Annotated in this window: 25 protein-coding genes, 3 tRNA genes and 1 pseudogene; 10 read left to right on the top strand and 19 right to left on the bottom strand. The window is 63.3% G+C overall.

What is annotated here, in order from left to right:
- Window positions 1-36 precede the first annotated feature (36 nt).
- Both DMP03_RS08945 and DMP03_RS08940 read left to right on the top strand, forming a co-directional pair.
- Window positions 37-108: transfer RNA gene (locus tag DMP03_RS08945), tRNA-Val, on the top strand.
- Between the two features lie 468 nt (window positions 109-576).
- Window positions 577-650, top strand: a tRNA-Phe gene (locus DMP03_RS08940).
- Between the two features lie 590 nt (window positions 651-1,240).
- Here DMP03_RS08940 and DMP03_RS08935 read toward each other — a convergent pair.
- Window positions 1,241-2,536, bottom strand: a complete 1,296-nt coding sequence (locus DMP03_RS08935) for an HNH endonuclease (RefSeq protein ID WP_152120341.1) — start codon at window positions 2,534-2,536, stop codon at window positions 1,241-1,243.
- A 63-nt stretch (window positions 2,537-2,599) separates the two neighbouring features.
- On the opposite strand from DMP03_RS08935, the pseudogene DMP03_RS08930 reads away from it, so the two are divergent.
- Together DMP03_RS08930 and DMP03_RS08925 are read left to right on the top strand one after the other, a co-directional pair.
- Window positions 2,600-2,890: pseudogene (locus DMP03_RS08930) on the top strand (tyrosine-type recombinase/integrase); the annotation flags it as partial.
- On the top strand, window positions 2,887-3,252 hold the full coding sequence (locus DMP03_RS08925; protein WP_225870796.1) for a hypothetical protein: 366 nt from the start codon (window positions 2,887-2,889) through the stop codon (window positions 3,250-3,252). The pseudogene DMP03_RS08930 and the gene DMP03_RS08925, both read left to right, overlap by 4 nt.
- 27 nt (window positions 3,253-3,279) lie before the next feature.
- Here the strand turns inward: DMP03_RS08925 and DMP03_RS08920 are convergent, their stop codons facing one another.
- Window positions 3,280-3,807, bottom strand: coding sequence for a hypothetical protein (locus DMP03_RS08920; RefSeq protein WP_152120340.1), 528 nt, complete (start codon window positions 3,805-3,807; stop codon window positions 3,280-3,282).
- 94 nt (window positions 3,808-3,901) lie between these two features.
- Between DMP03_RS08920 and DMP03_RS08915 the strand changes: the two genes are divergently transcribed.
- A complete protein-coding gene (locus DMP03_RS08915; protein ID WP_075937457.1) occupies window positions 3,902-4,096 on the top strand; it encodes a cold-shock protein in 195 nt (64 codons plus the stop codon).
- Window positions 4,097-4,138: 42 nt separating this feature from the next.
- Here DMP03_RS08915 and DMP03_RS08910 read toward each other — a convergent pair whose 3' ends face one another.
- The 7 genes from DMP03_RS08910 to DMP03_RS08880 all read right to left on the bottom strand — a co-directional run bounded on the left by DMP03_RS08910 (window position 4,139) and on the right by DMP03_RS08880 (window position 10,535).
- A complete protein-coding gene (locus tag DMP03_RS08910) occupies window positions 4,139-4,867 on the bottom strand; it encodes a DUF429 domain-containing protein (protein ID WP_152120339.1) in 729 nt (242 codons plus the stop codon).
- Window positions 4,868-4,919: 52 nt separating this feature from the next.
- Window positions 4,920-5,744, bottom strand: coding sequence for an aldo/keto reductase (locus DMP03_RS08905; RefSeq protein ID WP_225870797.1), 825 nt, complete (start codon window positions 5,742-5,744; stop codon window positions 4,920-4,922).
- Between the two features lie 46 nt (window positions 5,745-5,790).
- Window positions 5,791-6,495, bottom strand: coding sequence for a CAP domain-containing protein (locus tag DMP03_RS08900; RefSeq protein WP_152120338.1), 705 nt, complete (start codon window positions 6,493-6,495; stop codon window positions 5,791-5,793).
- Window positions 6,492-7,103 carry a DUF309 domain-containing protein gene (locus DMP03_RS08895; RefSeq protein WP_152120337.1) on the bottom strand — a complete coding sequence of 204 codons (612 nt, stop codon included), beginning with the start codon at window positions 7,101-7,103 and terminating at the stop codon, window positions 6,492-6,494. The genes DMP03_RS08900 and DMP03_RS08895 overlap by 4 nt, the downstream gene beginning before the upstream one ends.
- Window positions 7,104-7,143: 40 nt before the next feature.
- On the bottom strand, window positions 7,144-7,905 hold the full coding sequence (locus DMP03_RS08890; protein ID WP_152120336.1) for a DUF7260 family protein: 762 nt from the start codon (window positions 7,903-7,905) through the stop codon (window positions 7,144-7,146).
- A 626-nt stretch (window positions 7,906-8,531) separates the two neighbouring features.
- Window positions 8,532-9,911 (bottom strand): glycosyltransferase family 87 protein, encoded by a 1,380-nt coding sequence (locus DMP03_RS08885; RefSeq protein WP_152120335.1) that lies wholly within the window; start codon window positions 9,909-9,911, stop codon window positions 8,532-8,534.
- Window positions 9,912-10,462: 551 nt separating this feature from the next.
- Window positions 10,463-10,535: transfer RNA gene (locus DMP03_RS08880), tRNA-Arg, on the bottom strand.
- 139 nt (window positions 10,536-10,674) lie between these two features.
- Here DMP03_RS08880 and DMP03_RS08875 point away from each other — a divergent pair.
- Complete coding sequence (locus tag DMP03_RS08875; RefSeq protein WP_152120334.1) at window positions 10,675-12,123, top strand: single-stranded DNA binding protein; 1,449 nt, start codon at window positions 10,675-10,677, stop codon at window positions 12,121-12,123.
- A gap of 41 nt (window positions 12,124-12,164) precedes the next feature.
- Window positions 12,165-12,872 carry a creatininase family protein gene (locus DMP03_RS08870; protein WP_152120333.1) on the top strand — a complete coding sequence of 236 codons (708 nt, stop codon included), beginning with the start codon at window positions 12,165-12,167 and terminating at the stop codon, window positions 12,870-12,872.
- On the opposite strand, the gene DMP03_RS08865 is transcribed toward DMP03_RS08870, so the two are convergent.
- The 4 genes from DMP03_RS08865 to DMP03_RS08850 are packed head-to-tail and all read right to left on the bottom strand — an operon-like array spanning window position 12,873 to window position 15,453.
- A complete protein-coding gene (locus tag DMP03_RS08865) occupies window positions 12,873-13,277 on the bottom strand; it encodes a DUF5790 family protein (RefSeq protein WP_152120332.1) in 405 nt (134 codons plus the stop codon). It abuts the gene before it with no gap.
- A 55-nt stretch (window positions 13,278-13,332) separates the two neighbouring features.
- Complete coding sequence (locus DMP03_RS08860) at window positions 13,333-14,313, bottom strand: DUF7544 domain-containing protein (RefSeq protein ID WP_152120331.1); 981 nt, start codon at window positions 14,311-14,313, stop codon at window positions 13,333-13,335.
- A gap of 24 nt (window positions 14,314-14,337) precedes the next feature.
- On the bottom strand, window positions 14,338-14,688 hold the full coding sequence (locus DMP03_RS08855) for a dihydroneopterin aldolase family protein (RefSeq protein WP_152120330.1): 351 nt from the start codon (window positions 14,686-14,688) through the stop codon (window positions 14,338-14,340).
- A 39-nt stretch (window positions 14,689-14,727) separates the two neighbouring features.
- Window positions 14,728-15,453, bottom strand: a complete 726-nt coding sequence (locus tag DMP03_RS08850; RefSeq protein ID WP_152120329.1) for an enoyl-CoA hydratase/isomerase family protein — start codon at window positions 15,451-15,453, stop codon at window positions 14,728-14,730.
- A gap of 93 nt (window positions 15,454-15,546) precedes the next feature.
- Between DMP03_RS08850 and azf the strand changes: the two genes are divergently transcribed.
- Window positions 15,547-16,317 (top strand): NAD-dependent glucose-6-phosphate dehydrogenase Azf, encoded by a 771-nt coding sequence (azf, locus tag DMP03_RS08845; RefSeq protein WP_152120328.1) that lies wholly within the window; start codon window positions 15,547-15,549, stop codon window positions 16,315-16,317.
- A 517-nt stretch (window positions 16,318-16,834) separates the two neighbouring features.
- Here azf and pyrE read toward each other — a convergent pair.
- From pyrE to hemB, 6 genes are all read right to left on the bottom strand, one after another.
- Entirely contained in the window at window positions 16,835-17,353 is a 519-nt protein-coding gene (pyrE, locus tag DMP03_RS08840) for an orotate phosphoribosyltransferase (protein WP_152120327.1), read from the bottom strand.
- A gap of 39 nt (window positions 17,354-17,392) precedes the next feature.
- On the bottom strand, window positions 17,393-18,985 hold the full coding sequence (locus DMP03_RS08835; protein ID WP_152120466.1) for an ammonium transporter: 1,593 nt from the start codon (window positions 18,983-18,985) through the stop codon (window positions 17,393-17,395).
- Between the two features lie 388 nt (window positions 18,986-19,373).
- Window positions 19,374-19,757: an Lrp/AsnC family transcriptional regulator gene (locus DMP03_RS08830; RefSeq protein WP_152120326.1), complete on the bottom strand. Its 384-nt coding sequence runs from the start codon at window positions 19,755-19,757 to the stop codon at window positions 19,374-19,376.
- A gap of 2 nt (window positions 19,758-19,759) precedes the next feature.
- A complete protein-coding gene (locus DMP03_RS08825; protein ID WP_152120325.1) occupies window positions 19,760-20,110 on the bottom strand; it encodes a P-II family nitrogen regulator in 351 nt (116 codons plus the stop codon).
- A complete protein-coding gene (locus tag DMP03_RS08820) occupies window positions 20,107-21,510 on the bottom strand; it encodes an ammonium transporter (protein WP_152120324.1) in 1,404 nt (467 codons plus the stop codon). Before DMP03_RS08820 ends, DMP03_RS08825 begins: the two co-directional genes overlap by 4 nt.
- A gap of 303 nt (window positions 21,511-21,813) precedes the next feature.
- Window positions 21,814-22,794, bottom strand: coding sequence for a porphobilinogen synthase (gene hemB / locus DMP03_RS08815; RefSeq protein WP_152120323.1), 981 nt, complete (start codon window positions 22,792-22,794; stop codon window positions 21,814-21,816).
- 80 nt (window positions 22,795-22,874) lie between these two features.
- Between hemB and DMP03_RS08810 the strand changes: the two genes are divergently transcribed.
- Entirely contained in the window at window positions 22,875-23,420 is a 546-nt protein-coding gene (locus DMP03_RS08810) for a DedA family protein (protein WP_225870799.1), read from the top strand.
- Window positions 23,421-23,483: 63 nt separating this feature from the next.
- Window positions 23,484-23,627, top strand: a complete 144-nt coding sequence (locus DMP03_RS14310; RefSeq protein ID WP_172967114.1) for a hypothetical protein — start codon at window positions 23,484-23,486, stop codon at window positions 23,625-23,627.
- Window positions 23,628-23,689 lie beyond the last annotated feature (62 nt).

Genomic DNA, 23,689 nt, shown 5'->3' with positions numbered 1-23,689 from the left:
AGGCCTATTCGCGCGGGTCGATTTCCGTCAGATAGCGGGTTCGTGGTCTAGTGGTATGACGCCTCCCTTACAAGGAGGAGATCGGTGGTTCAATTCCGCCCGGACCCACTGAGTTCTCGCGGTGACTGCGACGAACGGAGTGAGGAGCCAGCACCGCGTGTGCGAAGCGCCGGACGGAATTGAAGCAGGGAAGACGCGCGCAGCGCAGCGAGCACGTCTTCCCGTGGTTCACATTCCGCCCGGACCCCGTTGTCTTCGACAACGCCACTCTCGTTACTTGGCTCAGGACACAGCACCACACTGTTTGCTCTGATTTCAACAGCGACAGCACCACTCTCGTTGCTTGGTCTAGGGAACAGCACCGCAACCGCACCGCGCGCTCGCGTATCGCTTCGCTCCCGCCCGCTGGTCCGCGGTCTTCGACCGCTCTCCCAACCCTTCCCCAGACTGCACACGCGCGCTGGGGCGCGCGGCGCGGTAGGCCACCGCCTCGGTTGCTCGGTCGACCGGCTTGCCCACAGCGATTCTATCGCGGATGGAAACGCTTTTTCACGCCCGTCGTGTCGTTCGAGTTGAGCCGCCTTAGCTCAGACTGGGAGAGCACTCGACTGAAGATCGAGCTGTCCCCCGTTCAAATCGGGGAGGCGGCATATTCTGAACCTGCGAGCGTAGCGAGCAGTGAAGAAGCAACGCCGAGCCGATTTGAGCCTGGAAGTCGCAGCGCGAACGAAGTGAGCGACCGTCTTCCTTCGTTCAAATCGGGGAGGCGGCATTCCTTTTCGGCGCCGATTGGATTCGCAATACGGCGTAGGGATTCGACCCTATATCACCGTGTTTCCCCGCGAGATTTGAACCGGCCACAGCACGCACCCCTGTACCGTCGGGCGCTTCACTGCGTTGTGCGTGCCGTGGCCGTTTCAGTCCTTCCCCTATTCCGAGAAGAATTACGGAGTATAGCACCCCCAGCGTGCCAATTTCGAGTCTTGAGGCAAAGCATTCACCACGACAACTATAAGAGACGCGTGACGCCTGCGTGCAAGCGCTCGTTAACTAATCGAGGGGATTGGGGCGCTACTTGTAGAAGGCTCTCTAACAGCTTGAGCGAGTTCGAGAACAAGGCCGTGCGCTCTCTATCCTAACATACTGTTCTCTCGCGGTCGTCTCGCGGCTGTGGGCGGCGGCGAGTCGGTATGACGACCTTGGCTGGAATCGACGTTAAGCGGTTGATTCGCACCCATTATCAGTCGAACTGTTGAATTTCACGATGTTGCTCAAGAAACATCGGATGGGGATGTGCCTCTTCGTTTTCCGGAAGTCGTAACCACCGCCCCTCAAGTTGCTTGAGTTCGTGGTAGCCGTTCTTGTCGGTGGCCTCGGCTACGATAATTTCGTGGTCGTCGGTGAACGACAGCCACCCGGAATCGAACGCCCAATGATGAAACTTACACAGGGCAATGCCGTTCCGAATGTCGTCGCTTCCGCCCTCTGAATGAGGGAAGATGTGAGCCGCCTCTACCTCGGGATTCCCGTCAGGCGACTCGCGTTGACTCCCACAGACGGCACAGGTGTTGTCGTAGGCGTCCCGGACTAATTCTCGAAACGCGCTGTCACGTGCTTTTCGACGTGTCTCAACGAACTCTGTATCGTCTTCGGTTAGTTCTGGTTCCGACTCAACCGCTTGTGTCAACTCGGATTTCTCTTCCTCAATCTCTTCCGGTGACGGCTCTCCGCTATCCGATTTGAGGATTAGGGATTCAAGCGACCCATGCTCTTCGCGGATGTTGGATACACGGTCGTCCGCAACACGGGTGAATCCTTGAACGACTTGCCGACTTTCGTAGCCTACCATATCCCATACTATCTTAATCGGGGAAACGCTATGCGTGAAATTTTCAACCGTGAAGAGGTATCGGCTCTCGGGATTGTTCCATAACAGTTCCCCAACATCGGAGTTCTCGAATGTACGACCAACAGTACCACCAGCGAAGAACTCGCCAGCGTGGTAGAAGAGAAGACAATCATCAGGACTCATTTGGTCGATTGCCGATTGTTTCTTGTCGCCGTCGGTTTCGGTCGTCCCCCAAATCCGGAGCCGGTCTAATCCTTCTACTTGTGGGGGTACGTTCTCATACTGATGTAAGTCGTGCGGCTCTTCGACCGAGTTCTCAAACCTCTCTCGCCAATCGTCGTTCACCGGAATGAGATACAGCCCGAGAGTGTGGGTGTCTACAGCCCCTGTGTCATCTGTTTCGACAGGGAGAGACAAGCCTGTAGAATTTTTCAATTGAATCTCTCTGATTTGGTAAGTCCCCTCGTCATCAAGAAATTCCACCTCACCATGGTCGCGCAATCGCTGTAGCAACTGTCTGATTTTGGCTCTCACATGGTCGTTCTCGGGGAACTGTTTTGCCAGCCGGGATTCAGAAAAATCGTATATATCATGTAGAGTAACGGTATCTTCGGCGCGTTCTTCACGATACCGTTCAAGTTCTAACCTCATGGCGGTGAGCCAATCTATCTCTGGTGGACTACCCATATTCGGTATTGTTACAGGTGTGCGTCATTACCTTTCGGCTACATACCGGTCGGAGTACAATGAGTGAACCGGCATCAGCCGCTCGTAGAACTGTCCGAGCGCGGCGTCCGAGATGTCGTGAAGCGGACTGCCGAGCGTGCGGCGGAAGCAACTGGGGACGACGACTATCGGTACGTCTCCAGCCACGACCTCCGCCGGCGGTTTGCGCAGCGCCTCCTTGTAGAGAAGCAGGTGAATCCCCGCGTCGTGATGCAGGTTGGTGGTTAGGACTCGTTCCAGGCCATCGAACCGTATCTGAATGCACCGACACCTGACGTTGTGAACGATGCCTTCGAGGAGGCCGGTCTCGCATGAGCGAAGACGACGTCGATCCCGAGAACCCCCGCCCGGAAGGACACTACCCACGGTTTCGAGATAATAAGTGGCACTACGTTCCCGACGAGCTGGCTCAGACAATCTCGCTTGGGCCGGCCGGTGACGGTGAGCAGGGCCAAGACTGGGTGCTGACGTTCACTCCTGAACGGCGCAACAAGGACGACCGCGAAAAGGTGCTAGTCCGGCTGACGCCCCGAGCGTTGCACGAGCTGTACATCGAGACAAAGAGCCTCTCAACTGACCAGCGGATGCAGAGAGACACGATGACACCAGCCGACGGCGACGAGGAGAGGCCCACCTTGCGGCGGCGACTGCTCCAAGCGGGCGAGAGAGCAGAGTAGTCGCACTCACCGTCGAACGGCGCTGGATTACGACTCTCCGAGCGTCGCGGCGAGAATCCCGGCCGTCTGTCCGACGGCGACGAGGACAGTTCCACCGGTGGAGACTGCTTCCCACGTGAGTCCGGCGAGTGCGGCGATGTCGGCGGCCGCGAGGAAGGCGACCGTACCGGCGGCCGCGAGGAAGCCACCGAGAGTGTGTACACGCGCGTATGCCGCGTCGAACCGGCCGGTGAAGACCAGCCCCATCGCGGGCAGGAGCATCCACCCGGCGACGGCGAGGCGGGCGACTTGTGGCTGTGTCGCCGTGACGGCGTACAGTCCCACGGCGGTCAGGAAGAAGCCACCGACGACCACCGCGAGCCACGCCCGGAGCACGCGGGACTGGGCCATCTCGCGAGCCGACAGCAGGGCAAACAGCGCGAGCAGCGTCGCCATCACGCCGAGACCGATGGCGACGGTCCGGGTCGAAATCCACCCGCGGGCGGCCGCGAGGGTGAACAGCCACGCGAGCGGGACGAGACCAGCGGGGGCGGTAGCGCGGAGCCGACGAAACATGCCCGATACTCCGGGAGGGAGGGACAAGAGAATACCTCACACAGTCTGGGACGTGAATCCGCAGCCTTATACGTGGGTAGACAGAGACTGGAGTATGGCACAAGGTAAGGTTGATTTCTTCAACGACACCGGCGGCTACGGCTTTATCGACACCGAGGACGCAGACGAGGACGTGTTCTTCCACATGGAGGACGTCGGCGGTCCGGACCTCGAAGAGGGACAGGAAGTGGAGTTCGACATCGAGCAGGCCGAGAAGGGCCCGCGCGCGACGAACGTCACCCGACTCTAAACTGACGACTTTCTTCGTTTTTTTACGCCGACCAGCCGCGGCTCACGCCAGCAGGTCGGTCCCGCGATAGTAGTGACACAGCTCCAACCCCGTTGCGTCCGTCTCCGGATCCGCCGGGAGCGTCCGCAGCGGCTCGCTTCCGGGTCGAGCGGTGTACGCGAGCGCGAGCGCATCCAGCACCGCCTCGATGTTGACCGGATGACCGGCGACGGCCTCCGCGGCCGACTGCACCGTCGGCGGCGCGTCGTGGTCGAACTCCGCGAGCGCGCGCATCCGCTCCGCGTAGCCGCCCGCGTGGCGACGGTTGTACTCCAGCGGCTCGCCGGCGAACGCGCGAAAACAGAGTTCCGGGTGTGACTCGCCGAACACCGCACGCGTCTCGGGGACCTCCTGCAGCAGTTCATCGACCGCGGCAATCGGTTCGCTGGCGGCGAAGGCCGCCTCCGAGAGCGACTGCCCGGTCTTGCGCTCCATCACCCGGGTCGCGGCCGGATACCGTCGCTTGCGCGTCGCCTCCCGAACGGGCGGCGTCCGGACCTCACCGGCCTGTGGACCGACGACGCGTCTGGTGAGTTCATCCGGCTCACGCGTCGGGTCACCCTCCTCGATGAGCCCGATCGGTACGTCGACGAGGATGCGCTCTGCCGTCTCTTCGAGATCACCCCACAGTTGCCCGATTTCGGCGTACACCGTCGTGGACTCGTAGCCGTCGGCGAAGACGACCGCCACCCAGCCCTCGCGCGTCCAGCGTCCCCCGACGAACCGTGTCATACCCTCTACTCACGGCCCGCCGGACAAAAAATCGAGTCGGACGTGTGTCTGACTAGCCGAGCCGCGCCATCTCGTCGACCGAGAGGCCGATGTCGCCGGCCGCGACGTTGGCTTCGAGGTGGTCGACGCTCGACGTGCCCGGAATCGGGAGCATCACGTCAGAGCGGTGGAGCGTCCACGCCAGCGCCACCTGATACCGAGAGGCGCCGTGTGCGTCGGCGATATCGTCGATTCCGTCGACCTCGTCGAGGTCGCCCGCCGCGAGCGGGAACCACGGGATGAAGCCGATATCGTACTCCTCGCAGGCGTCGAGGACGCGCTCGTCCTCGTCGGGCCGGTGGGCGACGTTGTACTGGTTTTGCACCGTGGCGATGTCGACGATGTCGCGGGCCGTCTCTAACTGCTCGACGGTCACGTTCGAGAGACCGACGTGGTCGATGAAGCCGTCGTCTTTCAGCTCCGCGAACGTCTCGACGGACGCCTCGAAGTCGGTGTCCGGGTCGGGCCGGTGGAACTGATACAGGTCGATGGTGTCGACGCCGAGTCGATCGCGGGAGACGAGCACCTGATTCCGAATATAGTCTGGGTCGCCGTGGGGAATCCAGTCGCCGCCCGACTCCCGCAGGAGTCCAGCCTTCGTCGCGACGACGGCATCCTCGGGTGCGCCCGCCTCTCGGAGGATGCGCTCGCTCGTCCCCGGCCCGTAGGAGTCTGCCGTGTCGATGAAGTCAACGCCGAGTTCGAGCGCGCGCTCGACGACCGCGCGGGCGTTCGCCTCGTCGTCCGGCCGGCCGATGATATCCTCACCGCAGAGCCGCATCGCACCGAAGCCGAGTCTGTTCACCGTCAGGTCGCCGCCGATATCGAAGGTGTCCACGCGTGAAACTCACTCGCGAGCGGCAAAGGTGAATCGCCCGGCGAACCTAACACACTAGCTGAGTCACGTAGATGTGGCCGTTCGCCCGCACCAGTCCGATACCCTGGCGGCTGGCGTCAGCGTCGAGCAGCGTCTCGCGGTGGGCGGGCGAATCGAGCCACTCTTCGACCGTTCGCTCGGCGTAGGTTCCCTCTGTGACGAGCAGTCCTCCTTGCTCGGTGTAGTAGATGTTCTCCGCCGCGTAACACTCGATTCCGAACCGCTGGAGCCGGTCTGCCGGCGTCGAGCCGTTGGGCGCGACGTGGTCCACGTAGTCCTGTCTGGCCATGTCCGCGCTGTGTGCTCGTGCCACCTGCGCGAGCGAGGCGTCTCCGGCCAGCGGCTCCAGTCCGCGCTCGCTTCGCACCTCGTTCGTCTCGGCGACGATGCGCGATTCGGCCCGTGACTCGTCGAAGGTGAGCGGGGCGGTCGTCGCAGCCAAGACCGCGGTCCCGGCGAGCGCGACGGCGACGACGGCGAGGACGCCGACCGCCACCCGCCGCGGGTTCGAGCGGTCGGTTCCGCCCGTCGCGCTCGACTCGGTGTCGGCGCGGCCGACGTCGGGGTTCGTGTACCACCGGTCGCTGTCGCTTTCGACGCCGGGACATTCGTGGGCCGATGGGTCGCGGTGCGTCTCACACACCGGCGTGCCACAGTGGACGCAGGCGTCGCTGACGGAGACAGAACTCCCGCAGACCACACACTCGCTCACGGGTCGAACAGCCCGGCCACGTCGTCCTCGCGGGCCTGTCTACGGGTGACGTGCTGGTCGAGTCGGTGAACGATGACGCCCCGTCGCTCCCCGTGGAGGAAATCGAGCACGAGCGTGACGAAGGGACTGCTCGGCTCGCCGGGGAGGTCGGCGAGCGCGAACTCGGCCCCCGCTTCCAGCAGATCAGCGTCGTAGCCGGTCGCCTCCGCGACCAGTGGAGCAGCCACCGCAATTGCCGGGTACTGGAGGTCGCGCACGTCGAGCCGTTGCCCGGCGTAGGTGAGGTCCGGCGGGCGTGTGCCTTCGACTCGGTCGTAGTCGTCGCGACAGGCAGTGAGCCACGCGCGGACGGGCGCGAGGTCGATGTCGCCGTCCTGTCCGTCGAGGTACTCGAGCGCGCTGTCGGCGAGTCCCTGTGCTCCCTCGCGGTTCCCGGTCGTGACGTGGTGGGCGGCGGCGGCAAACTGGATGAGTCCCTGCAGGTAGTCGCGGCGGTCGCCGGTCGCCTCGCGGTAGGGCGGTTCCCACGCGTCGTGGGCTGCGTGGTAGTGGCCGGCGTTGAAGACTGCGACCCCGGCGCGAAGTCGGTCGACGAGCGAAACGTCCATACGGAGTTGTCGGGCCGAAGCCTGAAAACGTCGGTCGTCGCTAGCTCGCGAGCGCGAGTCGCTCCTCGACCGTCTGGCGGCAGTCACGCAGCTGGGCGGCGATATCGGTCGTAGCAGCGAGCACGGGGTAGTCAGTCTCTAGCGGCGCGTACAGGTACTCCTGGAGGTTCGGGTAGGCGTCAGGGAGACCGAGGTCGGCACGGCAGGCACGAACCGCCTGTTGGCGCTCGCCGGCCAAGTCATCACAGTCGGCTTCGAGAGTGAGACACTGGGTGCGGAGCGCGTCGAGCGTTCCGTACTCCTCGCAGCCGTGCGCCTCCTCGGCGACGGCGAGACGCTCATCGGCGATGGCGAGACAGGTCTCACGGTAGTCCGTGAGGGCCGCCGCCTCGGCGTCGAGGGCGTCGACGAACCGCACACGGTCGGCGTGAGCGTCGCGGGCAGCGGCGTGGACGGCCTGTTTCGTCCGGGCGTCGAAGCCCGATTCGAGGGCGGCAGCCACGTCGGGACCGAACTCGATGGCGAGACTCTCCCGGTAGCTGTCGCCGTACTCGCTGTCGTAGTGGGGGACCGACATCACGGTCGACTGGTAGTGGTCGCGGACGGCGCGTGCCCCGGCCGACACGCCCCCGTCGCCGAGGAGCGTACGCGAGCCGGTCGTCGCGGTGGGCGTCTCGGATTCGACGCCGGCCAGCAGGCGGGCAAAGCGGTCGAACGCCTCGCGCTCGTCGGCGACACGTCGGCGCTCGTGCCGGAGGATCTCGCGGGCGTCGTCCACTGCCTCGATGGCGGTCTGTGCCATATGCGCCTCTCGACAGCGACCCCTCAAGAGTCGTGATATGTGGTCACTGTTCGGATAGCGGACGCTACTGTGAGAAACTGACGCACACCAACTCAGGGTCCAGCGGCTCGGCGTGTAGAAGTACGTCCGGTCAGCGATTTGAACGCTGGTCCCTGGCTCCGCAAGCCGTCTCCTGAAGTGGTCTTCCACTTCCAACGACAACCCGTCGTTTCTCCGTATAGCGGGCTTCTCCGTCTCCGTACTGCAATTGTATGTGCTTTCGGCTTATAAATACCCGCCTCGATGGTGTGACCGACAACGACGATTCCGTGAGTTCTCTACCCCTGACCCAAGACCGAATCCACCCCTCGTCGTAAGTTGGGGTTCCTCCTTGGCGAACGAAGATACGCACCTACTGGTCGTCCGAACGTACCACTGTACCGATGGTAGACTACTCGGTATACAGCAAGCCTCGGACGAGACGGTCGATGTGAGTACCGGTGGGGGGCACAACTGTCACAGGTCTTGACTGATTTAGTTGAATAAGAGGTTCGGTGCTGGTAGTGAATAGATGTCTCTCAAAAACTGTCGTGACACTACTGACAACCCCCCGTCGTGGTCGAAGTAGGCATCCCGCCCCTTGTAGGTCAAACAACTGGATTCTTCCACGAACGATACACAAGATAGCCCACCAGTAGTCCCATTCCATAGAGCGCGGGCTGGAGAAGTGGTATAACTGGAGTTAGTATTTTGAGAGGTGGATATATTTGAGGCCCAAACTTACTAACAAACTCAACAGTATATGGGTGAATATGTATGAGTAATGTGCTAATGGCGAGGATTTTAGGAAATTCTCCATTATGTTCTAACTCATAGAAACCAACCATCAATATCGCAGGAATACTAGCACTCAAAGCGAGAGTATTCGTCGTAGGTCCCGCTAACGGGACGATTGAAACACCTAACGCGAAGATATACTCAATAGGAATCTCTGTTTTGTTCGAATATAGTGCTAATCCGGCAGTTCCTAAAACGATGATTATTCTCGGAAGGTGCTTCAGTGGACCAAGTATATAGAATGGATTAAAATGGCCAGCATTCCAGTTAGTTGGCCCGGTCGCTGTCTCCCATCCCTTTCCTTGTCTCAGAACATCAAGATATTCTAAGTGGGTGTCAACACCGAATACCAACAATCCGAATAAGAGAATGGCTGCACCTGATACAACGGCACTAAGGAATCTTTTTCGGTGCCGGAGAAGGTGGGCACCACTCGTTGCATAAAACGGTTTAACAATACCTCCGAGAGTGGTAAAAGCCCCACTTAACCCGTGCCGGTTTGAGCGGAGTGTAGCACCGGATAAACACAAGAGAGCTGCCAATAGACCAGATATTTGGCCAGCTTTCATCCACGTGATAGTCGGACCAAAAGAGGCAACTGCGAAGTAGAGAAGAAGTTTCTTTCTTCGATTAATAGTCACATTAAATGTAGAAATTAACATAGAGACGGACCAAATGAGGAATGTTAGAATAGTCAAATCCCATACAACCCCAGAAATCACAGGTGGTAAGAATGTGAATGGGACAAATATAAGTACGACTATAGGTGGGTAGAGATATGGCATACTTCCAGATATTTGTGCGTCTAATGCTGGTATTTCCTGCGTTGTTTGGTAAAGTGGTGCGTTATGTAGCCAGCGAACTGCAGCATTATAATATGCCCCAAAGTCGTGTAGTTTTAGCTCAACTATTCCGATAGATAATAAACCCAGATTTACTGGAATGTATAGAACAAAGGGGAGAAAAAATAGCCCCCACAATATTCTCTTCTTTGACTTCCGAGAATAAGTTTGCCACTTGGACGTGCTAAAACTTAATATAAAGAAAGAGAAACTTACTATAACCACAATTACCGAAAGGAAAACCGGAATCTCAAATTGCGGGAATAGTGACCCGACAAAAGTGAGTAGACCAAACACGAAAGAATAATATCCCAATCGGGCAGACGAATTCTCCACTGATTTCAACACGACTGGATTCTGTCTCCGAAGACGATATCAATCTTGCGAAGTATTCTATATAGGCTGGTACAACTTTGTGATGGTCCCCCGATTGTCATAGTATAGATTATAGGATTTGGTACGGTAAACCGGCAGGATAACACGTGGGGTGCCACTTCACGAACCCCCTTCCGGCGGACTGGTCGGCTACACAACGGCAGATAATACGTGTCCGCGTGCTCGTGCGAGATGCGCGTGGTGTACCCATCTTCTTGCTCCCACACCCATCGGTAGAACTTATCGACCCTCGCACAACGGATGTCTGCTGTCGCTTCGGCGTACCCCTCCCCGCGCTCTGGGTCTTTCCCGAAGTTTAGTACCCACTTGATGAATTTCTCTCGATGACCGCGATAGTCCGAAATCTGGCGTTCTGCAAGCTCTTCTTCCGTTGGCTCAGTGATGACTGTAATCCCGTGACGGCGCGGGGACGATTCACCCGAACCTGTTTTCTTGGCTTTCGTCATTGTGTGTCTCCGTTCGTCGGAGACAGAGAAAACCGCCGTAGGGCGGAGGAATTGGTACGTCCGGTCAGCGATTTGAACGCTGGTCCCTGGCTCCGCAAGCCAAGAGGATAGTCCACTACCCTAACCGGACTTATCTATCCATTCGCGGTTTCGGCTAAAGGGCTTGCGATTCCCCGACCGGAGGTTGATACGGGAGGCCGCGCCACACCCGGCGTGACCGTCAGCCAACGACAATCCTTAATCGCGACCCTCACATGGAATCTGTAACTATGAGCGACATCGAGGAGGTCTACGAGGACCTCGATGCCGAGGACGTTTCTCTCGAAGAGTTCGAGGAGGCGGTGGAGGCGAAGGTCGAGCAGATGGGCGGGCTCGCCGACGAAGAAACCGCTGCCATGCTGCTCGCACACGAACTTACCGAGGGGGAAGTCGAGGGTATCGCCGACATCGAACCCGGCATGGAGGAGGTGAAGTTCCTCGCGAAGGTGTTGTCCATCGGCGAGGTTCGCACCTTCGAGCGCGACGAGGGCGAGGACGGACAGGTGTGTAACATCGAGGTCGCAGACGAGACGGGTCGGGTCCGCGTCGCGCTGTGGGACGAGGACGCAGCTGCCGCGGCGGAAGAACTGGAAGCCGGCCAAGTGTTGCGCATCAGCGGCCGCCCGAACGAAGGGTACAACGGTCTCGAAGTGAGTGCCGACCGCGTCGAGGGGGACGCCGAAGCAACCGTCGACGTGGACGTGGGCGACGATTCGGCCATCGAGGCGCTCACCATCGGCCAGTCGGACGTGAATCTGCTCGGACGCGTCCTCTCGACTGATACCGTCCGCACCTTCGACCGCGACGACGGCAGCGAGGGCCGCGTGTCGAATCTCACCCTCGGCGACGAGACGGGTCGCGTCCGCGTCACCCTCTGGGACGACCAGGCCACCCGCGCCGAGGAGCTCGAACCCGGCACGACCGTCGAGGTGATCGACGGCTACGTCCGGGAACGGGACGGCTCGCTCGAACTCCACGTCGGGGACCGCGGCGCGGTCGAGGAGACCGACGACGACGTGCAGTACGTCCCCGAGACGACCGACATCGCCGACGTAGAGATGGACGAGACTGTCGACATCGCCGGCGTCGTTCGCTCTGCTGACCCGAAACGCACCTTCGACCGCGACGACGGCAGCGAGGGACAGGTGCGGAACATCCGGGTACAGGATGAGACGGGGGACATCCGGGTCGCGCTCTGGGGCGACAAGGCCGACCTCGATATCGCGCCCGGCGACGAGGTGTCGTGTACCGACGTAGAGATTCAGGACGGCTGGCAGGACGACCTCGAAGCCTCCGCCGGCTGGCAGTCGACCGTCTCCCTGCTCGAGGACGGTGCGACCGCCGCGTCGGGAGCCGTCGAGACGGAAGAACAGGAACCGGACGAGACGGGGCTGGGTGCGTTCGCCGGCGATTCCGACGCCGAATCCGAATCCGGGTCGTCGTCAAGCACAGAGTCGGGCGCAGATGCCGACTCGACCACAGACGACGACTCGGCTGTGACGGCCGGCGACACCGTCGAGTTCACGGGCACGGTCGTCCAGACGGGCGACCCCGTCATGCTCGACAACGGCGAGGAGGCCCGGACGGTCGTGACGAGCGAGGAGGTCCGACTCGGACAGGAGGTGACCGTCCGCGGGAGCGACGAGGACGGCACCATCCACGCCGACGAGCTGTTTTAACGAACCGTCGGCTTCTTGCTCGCAGTGGTCGGGGATGAGGTATGAAGCTGAGCGAGCAGTCGTGGACGGACGCGAGAGACAGCGACGCCGACGTGGCCCTCCTTCCGGTCGGGAGCACCGAACAGCACGGGCCACACGCCCCGCTTGGGGTCGATCACCTCTCGGCGGCAGCCATCGCGGAGGCGGGCGCGGCGGCGTACGACGGTGAAGCGGTCGTCGGACCGACGATTCCGGTCGGCGTCGCGGAGGAACACCGGGCGTTCGACGGGACGATGTGGGTGACCGAAGACAGCTTCCGCGCGTACGTCGGCGACAGCGTCCGGTCGCTGGCCGACACCTTCGACCGCGTGGTCGTCGTCAACGGCCACGGGGGCAACACCGACGCGCTGCGTGAACTCTGCGGGCGCGTCACCCGCGACGAGGACGGCTACGCCGTCCCGTTCACGTGGTTCGATGTGGTCGCTTCGGACGTGCCACTCGGCCACGGTGGCGGGGTCGAGACCTCCCTCATGATGCATCTGTACCCCGAACTGGTGCGCGAGGAGCGATTCGAGGAGGCGGCCGAGGGGATGGGTGAGAACTTCGGCGTCTTCGTCGACGGAACGAACATCGCGTACGACTTCGAGGCGTTCACGGAGTCGGGCAACATCGGCGACCCGAACGACGCGAGCGCGGCGCTGGGTGAGGAACTGCTCGACGAGGCGGCGGCGGCGCTGGCGAACGTGATGGCGGCCGTCGTCGACCGGTAGCTACTCGCTGTCGTCGTCGACGGCGTCGTCGAGTGCGCCACGAAGCCCCGGCAGGGTCGAGGCGAGGTCAGACGCCTCCTCGTGGGCCGTCTCGATGTCGCCGAGCAAGGATTCCAGCTCTTCGATTTCGGCTTCGAGGTCGCCGGCGTCCTCGAAGGCATCGGCGCGCTGGCCGATGACGAACTGCTTTTTGGCCTCGCGCAACTGCTCCGTGGCGTCGCCGATGTCGAGGGCACCCTTCAGTGCGTTCAACACGCCGAGCGTGTTGTCGGCGTCCACGTCCCACACGTCATCGGGGTCGGGGAGCGCGCGCCACGCCTCGGCCAGTGCATCCTCCACCTCGGCGCGCATCTCCGTGGCCGCCTCACCGAACAGTTCCTCGTCGTCGAAGCTGGATTGGCTCATACGCCACAGTTGGCACGCGTTACCTTATAAACGCGCCCGAAAGTGAAAGTGGAATCTACCGCGGCGCGGCGATGTCGGTCGCCTCGCGGGTCGCTTCCAGCAGGTCGACGCCGGTGAGGTCGGCAAGCACCAACAGCGCGTAGTAGCGCATCCCGACGACGACCGGCACCCGGAGTGTAGCCGAGATGACGGCGAGCGAGAGGACACCGAGCAGGACGACCGGGACGACGACCACCAGTCCGAGCGGCCCGAGCAGGCCGAACGCGGCGATGCTTACGACTGCGACCGGGACGACGACCACGAGCCCGACGATACCGGCGACGGTCCCGACCATCGCCAGCGCCGCCCCCGACAGAAACGTCGACAACAGGACGAAGCCGACCGTCTCGAACGGGTGGTCGGTGAGTCCGCCCCAGACGTGTCGCCAGCTGGCGAGCACGCCACGGTCGGTCGCGTACATCGTCGGCACGACGAACATCGTCGTCAGGACGTGCACCGTCCCGGCGACGACGGCCGCGACGAGCAGCGTCGCGAGGATACCGAGCACGCCGAAGAGGGTGAACGCATCCGGCTGAATATCGAGCGAGAAGTCGAACACGGCGGCGACCGGGAGGAGAACGACCGCGGCGGCGAGCAGAAAGACGACGAGTCGGAATCCGAACAGTCGGGCGGCCTGTCCGGCGTACCGGCGTACGTTCGCCCGAATCGACACCTCTCGGGTCGCGAGTCCGTCCACGAGCGCGAACTCGAAACAGCAGGCCAGATAGCCGACGATGAGTCCGACGAGGAGGAGTATCCCGACGACTGCGGCGACGAGCACGAGAACGTCGGCGTTGGGGAACTGTCCGGAAACGTCGGCCGAGCCGGGAATGTTACCGGCGGTCGCGCCCGCGCTCCCGCCGACGGAGCTACCGCCGCCGCCGACGAGCAGTGCGAGCACCGTCAGCCGGAGCCAGCGGCCGGTGTCGAACGGGAGCAGCAGCGATCGCGCCGCCGCGACGGCGTCGTCCAGCCGGTCGAAGATACTGAGTGACATATCGGCGACTCGACGTGAAGCGGCTTAGTCGTTGTCCGACACGTCGACGACCCGCATCCGGGGATAGCCGTCCTCCATCGCCATCGCCGTCTCCACGTCGATACCCTCGTAGTGAATCCGCACCCGTACGTCCATCAGCGAGCCGGTGAGTTCGGTGTAGGCTTCGGCGTGGTCGATTGCCTCCCGCACGCGCGACTCGTGGATGGCGACGGTGACCGACTCACAGAACGGTTGGTTCTCGATTGCCTCCTCCATCGCGCGTTCGAGCGACTCGGTGGAGTCGGGCGCGACGGGGGTGCCCGCGAACTGGTGGTACAGCGTGCCGAACTTGATACCGGCTTCGAAGCAGGCGGTCTCGGCGTCGGTGGCGTCCATACCCGACACACGGGCGCGGGCGTCTTGGTCGTCCCGGAATCAGGGGGCGCGCTCGCGGGCGAACTGCTCGCTGCCCGAGAGCTGTTCCCGGCGGGCGTGGCGCAACACCTCAACGTAGTCGCGAATCTGGCCGTGGGCAGCATCGCGCTCGGCGACCGTCGCCGCCATCTCCCGTACCGTGGCGTCCACGTCCGCGGGATCGACGACGCGGTTCGCGAAGCCGAGCCGTCGGGCCTCTCGCGCGTCGAGGGCCGCGTCTTCGCCGAGCAACATCAGCTCGGTCGCCTTCGGAAGCCCGACGGCGGCGGCGAGATTCACCGTCTCGTGGTACGCGCGCAGGCCGAGCCGGACCTCGGGCCACCAGAGCCGCGTCCCCTCGCCGAGCACGCGGATGTCGGTGTGGGCGACGAGGACGGCACCGGCTCCGGGGGCGGCCCCCGTCGCTCCGACGATGACCGGGACGGGAGCCGACGCCAGCCACCGCCGGACGGCGTCGAGTCGGTCGAGCAACGAGTGGATAGCGTCCTCGTCTTCGCCCGTCATCACGTCCAAGTCGAGCCCGGCACAGAACACGTCCCCTGCGGCCGTCACGACGAGCGCGGCGACCGACTCGTCGTCCTCGACGGCGAGCAGGTGAGTCATGATATCCTCGCCAAGCCCGGGGGAGAAGACGTTTTTCCGGTCGGGGTTGTCGAGTCGAAGCTCCGCGACGCCGTCCTCGACAGTGAGCGTGGCGAGACCGTTCGGACCGTCGGTGGTGGACATACCCGTGGATTCGACGGAGGACCGATAAGGGTATCCTCGGCGGGCGAGCGGTCGAACCGCACGTTTCTTGTCTCGGTCCCCCCACCTTCGGGTATGAACGACCCCGTCCTGTTGACCGGCGCGGGTGGGCGCGTCGGCGGGGCCATCCTCGACGGTCTCGGCGACGAGTACGACTGGACGCTGTTGTACCACAGCCAGCCAGCCGAGGAGCCGGACGCCGACTACTTCGTCGGCGACGTGACCGACGCCGACCTGATGGCCGAAGCCTGTGACGGTGTCGAGTCCGTCGTCCACCTCGCGGGCGACCCCCGACGCGACGCTCCGTGGGAGTCGGTGCTCCAGAACAACATCCACGGGACGAAGGTGCTCTACGACGCGGCCATCGACGCCGGCGTCGAGAAGCTCGTCTACGCCTCTTCGAACCACGCCGTCGGTCACTTCGAGACCGAGCGCAAACCCGACCTCTACCGGACGGACGACGATTTCAAGCTCAACGGCACGGAGCTTCCCCGGCCGGGAAACTTCTACGGCGTCTCGAAGGTCGCCGGCGAGACCCTCGGTCGCTACTACCACGACGAGCACGGCGTGGCCGTCTGTAACATCCGCATCGGCAACCTCACGAAGGCCCACCCGCCCATCGACTACGAGCGCGGGCAGGCGATGTGGCTGTCTCACCGCGACTGCGCCCACCTCCACCAGCGCGCGCTGGAAGCCGAGTACGAGTACGAAATCGTCTACGGGATTTCGGACAACGACCGGAAGTACTACTCGCTGGAGCGCGCGAAGGAGGCGTTGGGCTACGAGCCGAAGGACAATTCGGCGCACTTCAGCGGTGAGGAGCGGGTCGAGGAGCCTGAGAGCTGAACCGGCTGTTCTGGCGAGGCTGGACGTTTTTCGAGTGTTAGCTCGTTTGAGTCCAACAGCACCGACACCACCCTGATTGCTTGGCCCCGGACACAGCACAGCGACAGCACCACGAGCCTCCCCAGCCGATTCACTCGCTTCGCTCGTTCATCCACTGTCAGCACACGCGCTGACACGCCGTCGCTCGGTTCCCTCGCGACGACCTCGTACGAGAGACGGCGCGCCTCGTGCGCGCCGAGCCGCACGCCACCGCACAAGCAACTGTGGCGGTGGCCTACCGCACCGCTCGCCGTGCGAGCGTGTGCGGTCCGGGGGAGGGTTGGGAGAGCGGTCGGAGACCGCGGGCCAGCGAGCGGGAGCAAAAAGCGACACGCGAGCGCCCGGTGCGGGTGCGGTTTCCCCGGGGCCAAGCAACGAGAGTGATTGCAGTGCTGTCGGAAGCCAGCGCAAACGAAGCGGCGCTGTCGGAACCAGAACAAAGCCGTACAGTGGCAAGACAGCCAGAAACGAAGCCGGCCTACCTGTCCTCAAGCAAATCCGACGCGGTGACGAGCGCCTCCATCTCCACGTCGTGCTCGGCGAGGTTCTCGCGGCCACCCTCCTCACGGTCAACAACCACAAGCACGCGATTCACGACCGCGCCGGCATCGCGCAGCGCCTCGACGGCATCGACGGCGGACTGGCCGGTCGTCGCGATGTCTTCGAGGACGACGACCTCCTCGCCCGCCTCGAAGCGACCTTCGATCTGGTTGCCGGTGCCGTACTCCTTGGCCTTCTTCCGGACGATGACGTACGGCGTGTCGGTCTCGACGCTGGTGGCGGCGACGAGCGGGACCGCACCGAGCGCGACACCGGCGAGGCGAGTGCCGTCGAGTCGCTCGCCGAACGCCTCGGCGATGAGTCGCAAACAGTGAGGGTCCGTCTCGAAGAGGTACTTGTCGACGTAGTACTCGGAGGTGCCGCCGTGTGAGAGCTCGAACTCGCCGTACTGGACGGCGTCGGCGTCCCGAAGCGCCGCGATGAGGTCGTCAGTCATACCCGAGTATGCGAGCACCGGGAGAAAAGAACGCCGGCTTCAGACCGCGTCGGTGCCGGTCTTCCCCGTGCGAATCTGGTAGGCCTCATCCACCGGGAGGACGAACACCTTGCCGTCGCCCTTCTCGTCGGTGTGGGCGGCGTCCGAAATCGCCGCCGCGACCTCGTCAGCGGGGATGTCGGCGACGACACACTCCACTTTCACCTTCTGGTGGAGGTCGACCGTGTACTCCTCGCCGCGCCACTGGCCCGTCTTCGCCGGCTGCGAGCCGCGGCCCGACACGTTCGTCACCGTCAAGGACGGTGCGCCGACCTCGGCGAGTCCCTGTTTCACGTCGCTCAGCTTGTCCGGGCGGATGAACCCCATCACGAGCTTGATACCGCCGTCGTTCGGTCGGCCGCCGTCGGGGCGGACCACGCCGTTCGACTCAACCCAGCCACCGTCGGCGACCGTCTCCGGCTTGCCGAGCTCGGGGTAGGTGTCGACACCGTGTTCGGAGATATCGAGGCCTTCGAGTTCGTGCTCGCGGGAGACGCGAATCTCGCCGAGTAGCTTGAACGCGCCGAAGACGCCCGCCGTCGCGAGGACGGTCCAGCCACCGATGACGAGCACGCCGACCACCTGCGCGACGGGGTCGATGCTCACTGACGAGACCGTCATTCCCGGGACGGCGACGAGCAGCGTTCCGAGTACGCCCGCGCTCCCGTGGACCGGGAAGACCGCACACACGTCGTCGATTTTGAGCCGCTTCTCGACGAACGAGAAGACGATCGGTAGCTGTGCGCCGGCCAGTCCGCCGATGAGGAGCGCGGCCGGCCAGACGATGATGTCCGTGTTCGAAGTGATACCGACCAGCCCGGCAAGCATGCCGTTGGCGACGTACAGCGTGTCGACCTTGCCGGTGCGGTACAGCGCGACCAGTCCGGCACCCATCGCGCCGGCGGCCATCCCGAGAGTGGTGGTGAGCGCGACGCGGCCGACACCGGCGAAGGCGCCGAGCGCGGTCCCGTCACCGGCAAGCGGAGTCGCGGCCGTGCCGATGTTGAACCCGTACCAGCCGAAGGCGAGGATGAGCGTGCCGAGCACGGCGAAGCTGACCGAGTGGCCCGGAATCACGTTCACGGAGCCGTCGGCGTTGTAGCGGTCGAGCCGCGGCCCGACGATGTACGCCGCGGTCAGCCCGGCGAGCCCGCCCACCCCGTGGACGATCATCCCGCCGGCGAAGTCGGTGAAGCCGAGCTGGTAGAGGAACCCTTCACCCCACGTGAACCCGAGGACGACGGGGTAGATGATGGCCGCGAGGGTGATGGTGTAGGTGACGTACGCGCGCAGTTTCATGCGGCCGGCGACGGCACCAGAGACGATCGTCGCCGCCGTCATGGCGAACACCGCACCGAAGAGCCAGTTCACCCAGCCGCCGCCGTCGGCGACGGCGTTGGATGCGTCGAACACGGAAAAGAGGGTGAAGGACGGACCGACGGTGAGGCCGGCGACGACCTTCGAGACCGTGACGCCGAGCAGGAAGAAGACGGTGACGCCGACGCTCCAGGTGAGCATGTTCTTCGTCAGCTGGTTCGCGACGTTCTTCGAGCGGACCTGGCCCGCTTCGAGCATCGCGAAGCCGGCGTGCATGAAAAAGATGAGGAAGGTGACCGTGAGCACCCAGACGGCGTTGACGGCGTCGACTACTGCACCGAGGTCGAGTGACGCCTGTGCCACGCGGTCATACCCCTCCCTCGAGCGGTTCGTGATTATTCGTTTTTAACTCGATTCTGCAACGATTGTCTCGTACATCTCGTCCGGTCGTGATGAAAGAGAGCTACATAAGCGTATAGTAGACAGCCGCACGATTTTTGACCACTCGCGGACGGTCGTCCAGAATACGGTAGAACATTACGTGTTTAAGATCGATGAGTAGCCAGAAACCGGTCATCGGAGCTCGTGTTTTTGCACAAGTGTGCACCAAAAATCGGTCGCGCTCGCCGGCTGACACCGGTGCGCGTGTCAAAAGTTGCCGCGACTACAGCAGGCTGGTCGCGTCCCCCTCGACGACCGTCCGCAGCGCCGGGTTCGTCTGTACGTCGCGCACGCAGTCGTCGCCGGCCAGCGTCGCGAGGAACGCGTCCCGGCGGTCGTCGGTCGAGAACCGACAGACGGCGAAGACGTTCAGCCGACCGGTGGTCTCGAAGACCGTGACCGCGTGGTCGGCGAGCATCTCGACGACGCCGTCGAGGGCAGTCGGTGCGACCTGCAGCCGGACGGCGACCGTCCGAGCGTCGAGCGCGTCGAAGTCGATGAGCGGGGCGTATCCGTCGACGTGGCCCGCGCGTTCAGCCCGTCTCGCCCCGTCGATAGCGGCCCGGCCGACCGGGTCGGTCTCGGACCGGGGAGACGGCTCCGACACGGTTAGACGGCCTCTGGCCCCGTCTTCCCCGTGCGAATCTGGTAGGCCTCATCCACCGGGAGGACGAACACCTTGCCGTCGCCCTTCTCGTCGGTCTTCGCCGCCGCACAGATGGCCTCGGCCACCTCGTCTGCGGGGATATCGGCGACGACGCACTCGATTTTGACCTTCTGGTGGAGGTCGACCGAGTACTCCTCGCCGCGCCACTGGCCGGTCTTCGCCGGCTGTGAGCCGCGGCCCGACACGTTCGTCACCGTCAAGGACGGTGCGCCGACCTCGGCGAGTCCCTGTTTCACGTCGCTCAGCTTGTCCGGACGAATGTACGCCATCACGAGTTTGATTTCGTCACTCATTCGTTGTCACCTCCGTCTGTCGCAACACCGCCGTCCGTCTCCACGCGGCCGCCGTCGGCCGAGACTGCGCCACTACTACGGCTGCCGGCACCGCTGTCGCCGACGAACTCGGGGTACGCCGAGATACCGTGTTCGGAGCTGTCGAGTCCTTCCTCCTCTTCGGCGTCGGAGACGCGCAGTCCGAACAGCGCGTCGGCGATGCCGAAGACCACGATGGACGCGAGCACGGTCCAGATGCCGATGACGGCGACACCGATGACCTGCATCGCGAGGTGGGTGCCGACGCCGGCGGACAACACGCCGGGTGCGGCAAAGACCGGGATGAGGATGGTGCCGATGGCACCGGAGCTACCGTGGACGACGAACACGCCACACACGTCGTCGATCTTCAGCGAGTCGACGACCCAGCGGAAGGTCGGCAACACGAGCGCACCGGCGATGAGACCCAGCAGGATTCCGCCCCACCACGTGACGTGGGGGACGGCACCGGTCACGGCGACGAGTCCGGCGAGCAGACCGTTTGCGGTCCACAGCGGGTCCGGCTTCCCCTGCCACGCGGCAGAGACGACCATCGCGGCGACACCGCCTGCACCCATCCCGAGGGTAGTGTTGAGGACGACGCGGCCGAGCGCGGCACCCATGAACTCACCTTCCGCGGTGAGGACGGTCGCCTGCGTGCCGACGTTGAAGCCGTACCAGCCGAAGGCGAGGAACAGCGTCCCGAGCACGGCGAGCAGCATCGAGTGGCCCGGAATCGCCTGACTGTCGCCGTTGCTGTCGAAGCGGCCGGCGCGGGCACCGACCATCTTCGCGCCGACGAGACCGGCAAGCCCACCGCACATATGAACCACCGTCGCCCCGGCGAAGTCGAAGTAGCCGACGCCGAGTGCGTCACCGATGAAGCCGTTCGACGAGAGCAGCCCCGTGCCGCCCCACGCGATGCCGGGCATCGCGGGGTAGATGACCGCCGTCATCGCCACGGCGACGAAGACGTAGGCGGTGAAGTTCATGCGCTCTGCCACGGCCCCGGAGACAATCGTCGCCGCGGTCATGGCGAACACCGCGCCGAAGAACCAGTCAATCCAGCCGGCCGCGCCGGGGTCGGTGATGTAGCCGAACGCCCCTGCGGGGTCGAATGCCAGCCCCGGCGTGGTCAGCTGTCCAATCATCGCCGAGAAGGCCGCCCCGAAGATGAAGAATACGAGCACGCCGACCACCCAGTCGGTCATGTTCTTCATCAGGACGTTGCCCACGTTCTTCGCACGCACCTGACCCGCTTCGAGCAGCGCGAACCCCGGCTGCATGAAGAAGATCAGGAAACACACTACGAGAATCCACACGTAGTTCACGCCCGACGAGATGGCTTCGATGCCGGCCTGAAGCGGAAGCGCTACCGACATCAGCTACCACCTTCCAGTTTTGCTGCCCAAACGTTTACGTCCGAACGCATTTCGACCAGTTTCGTCATGTTATACACACCCGAGTGGCATGGGAGAGAGGTATATAATCTCTTGGTTGGAAGAAACAAGTTTTGAGTCCGATAAGAGGACGTATGCTCAAAATAACGTACAGTATAGTGTGTATAAGGTTGTTTTCTGGCCGGAAAGCTGGAGCTATTCCGCCTCGGTTCTGGACGGTCGTCAACCGCGCTGTGGGCGCTATCGGGGCGATTTACGCCCGGCGCGCGACAATACTTGCCACACTCAGAGCCGTTCGGCGACCGTCTCCCCGAAGTAGGTGACGATGAGGTCCGCGCCGGCACGCTTAATAGAAACCAGAGATTCGTGGGCGACTTCCTCGATGTCAAGCCAGCCCTTCTCGGCGGCGGCGTGCAGCATGGCGTACTCGCCGGAGACGTTGTAGGCGGCGACGGGGCGGTCGAAGTTCTCGCGCACGTCGGCGACGATATCCAGATACGAGAGCGCGGGCTTCACGAGCAGCGCGTCGGCACCCTGTTGTACGTCGAGGCTCACCTCGCGGTGTGCCTCCCGGCAATTGGCGGGGTCCATCTGGTAGTGACGGCGGTCGCCGAAGGCCGGCGCACCGTCGGCCGCATCGCGGAAGGGGCCGTAGAAGGCGGACTCGTACTTCGCGGCGTAGGCCATGATGGGAACCTCGGCGTAGCCGTCGGCGTCCAGCGCCGACCGAATCGTCTCGATTTGCCCGTCCATCATCCCGGAGGGAGCAATCATGTCCGCGCCGGCGTCGGCGTACGACTGCGCGATGGAGGCGTACCGATCGAGGGTAGCGTCGTTTCGCACCGTCAGGTGGGCGTCGTGTTCGGCATCGCCTTCGAGGATGCCACAGTGGCCGTGGTCGGTGTACTCACACAGACAGAGGTCGGCGATGACGTAGGCGTCGGTCTCGGCGTCAAGCCGGCGGAGCGCGCGCTGGACGACCCCGTCGTCGGCGTCGGCGCGCGAGCCGACCTCGTCTTTCGACTCGGGGATGCCAAACAGCATGACCGACTCGATGCCGGTCACCAGTATCTCTTCGACGCGGTCGACGATCTCGTGGACTGGGACGCGCTCGTGGCCGGGCATCGACTCGATTGGCACGCGCTCGTCGGTCGTCGCGTCTACGAAGACGGGGACGACGAAATCCGACGGTGAGAGCCTGGTTTCGGCGACGATATCACGAATGCCGTCCGCGCGGAGTCGGCGCGGCCGGTCGGTCGGATGCATACCAACAGTCGGTGGTCGCGGGTGAAAACCGCGTCGTTCGACACGAAAAGGGATTTACCGTCACCCCCGAAACCGTGGCTGTGGTTCCCCTCCAAGTCGATGTCGTCGAGTATCTCTCCGCGCGTCTGGAGGAGGCGTTGCCGGTACTCAGAGACATCCTCTCCTCGGATTTCGGACTGGCGATCGTGCTCGGGGTCTTCGTCCTCGAAGGGGCGATGCTGCTGTATTTCGTCCCGAGCGAGGGAATCATCCCGGCGGCGGTGTTTCTCACCGACGGCAGCCCGCTCGACGTGTTCGTCCTGCTGACGGTCGCGGTGGTCGGCGCGACGGCCGGCCAGTTCGCCCTCTTTACCGCCTCCAAACGACTCGGGCGTGAACGCCTGCTCGAATCTCGGTGGGTCCGAATCAGCGACGAGCGGCTCGGGCGCTTCGACCAGTGGTTCGAGAACTGGGGACCGATTGTCGTCCCCGTCTCGAACTCCCTGTTGTTCACGCGCGGGATGCTCACGATTCCGGCGGGACTCGCCGAACTCGGAGACAGGAAGTTCCTCCTGTTGTCGGCCATCGGCACGCTCTCGTTCGAGAGCTTGCTCGCGGGCGCGACGCTGTTCCTGTTGAGCGTCTAATCCACGCGAACGCTCTGTATTATCCGAGCCACAGGGGGCGTATGTCTACGGACGATTCAGACAGTGTCGTGGCTGTTCGACGGGACGTCGGTCGCGCTCGGCGTCGGCGTCTCGGATTATCTCGACGCCGGGAGTCTCGTTGCCGTCGTCACGACGGCGGTCTCCCTGCTGGCCTTGGGGCTCACGTATCTAGCCGTCACGTCCTGACCGAATCGAGCACTCGATGCCCGGTAGTCTAGGGCATACGCCGAGCAAAGCGAGGCGTTTCA

Origin of the sequence: Halosegnis rubeus (assembly GCF_009184545.1) — an archaeon.
In the GTDB taxonomy this organism is placed as follows: Archaea; Halobacteriota; Halobacteria; order Halobacteriales; family Haloarculaceae; genus Halosegnis; species Halosegnis rubeus.
The sequence above is the reverse complement of the archived record's forward strand: the minus strand, read 5'-3'. Positions and strand labels throughout refer to the sequence as shown.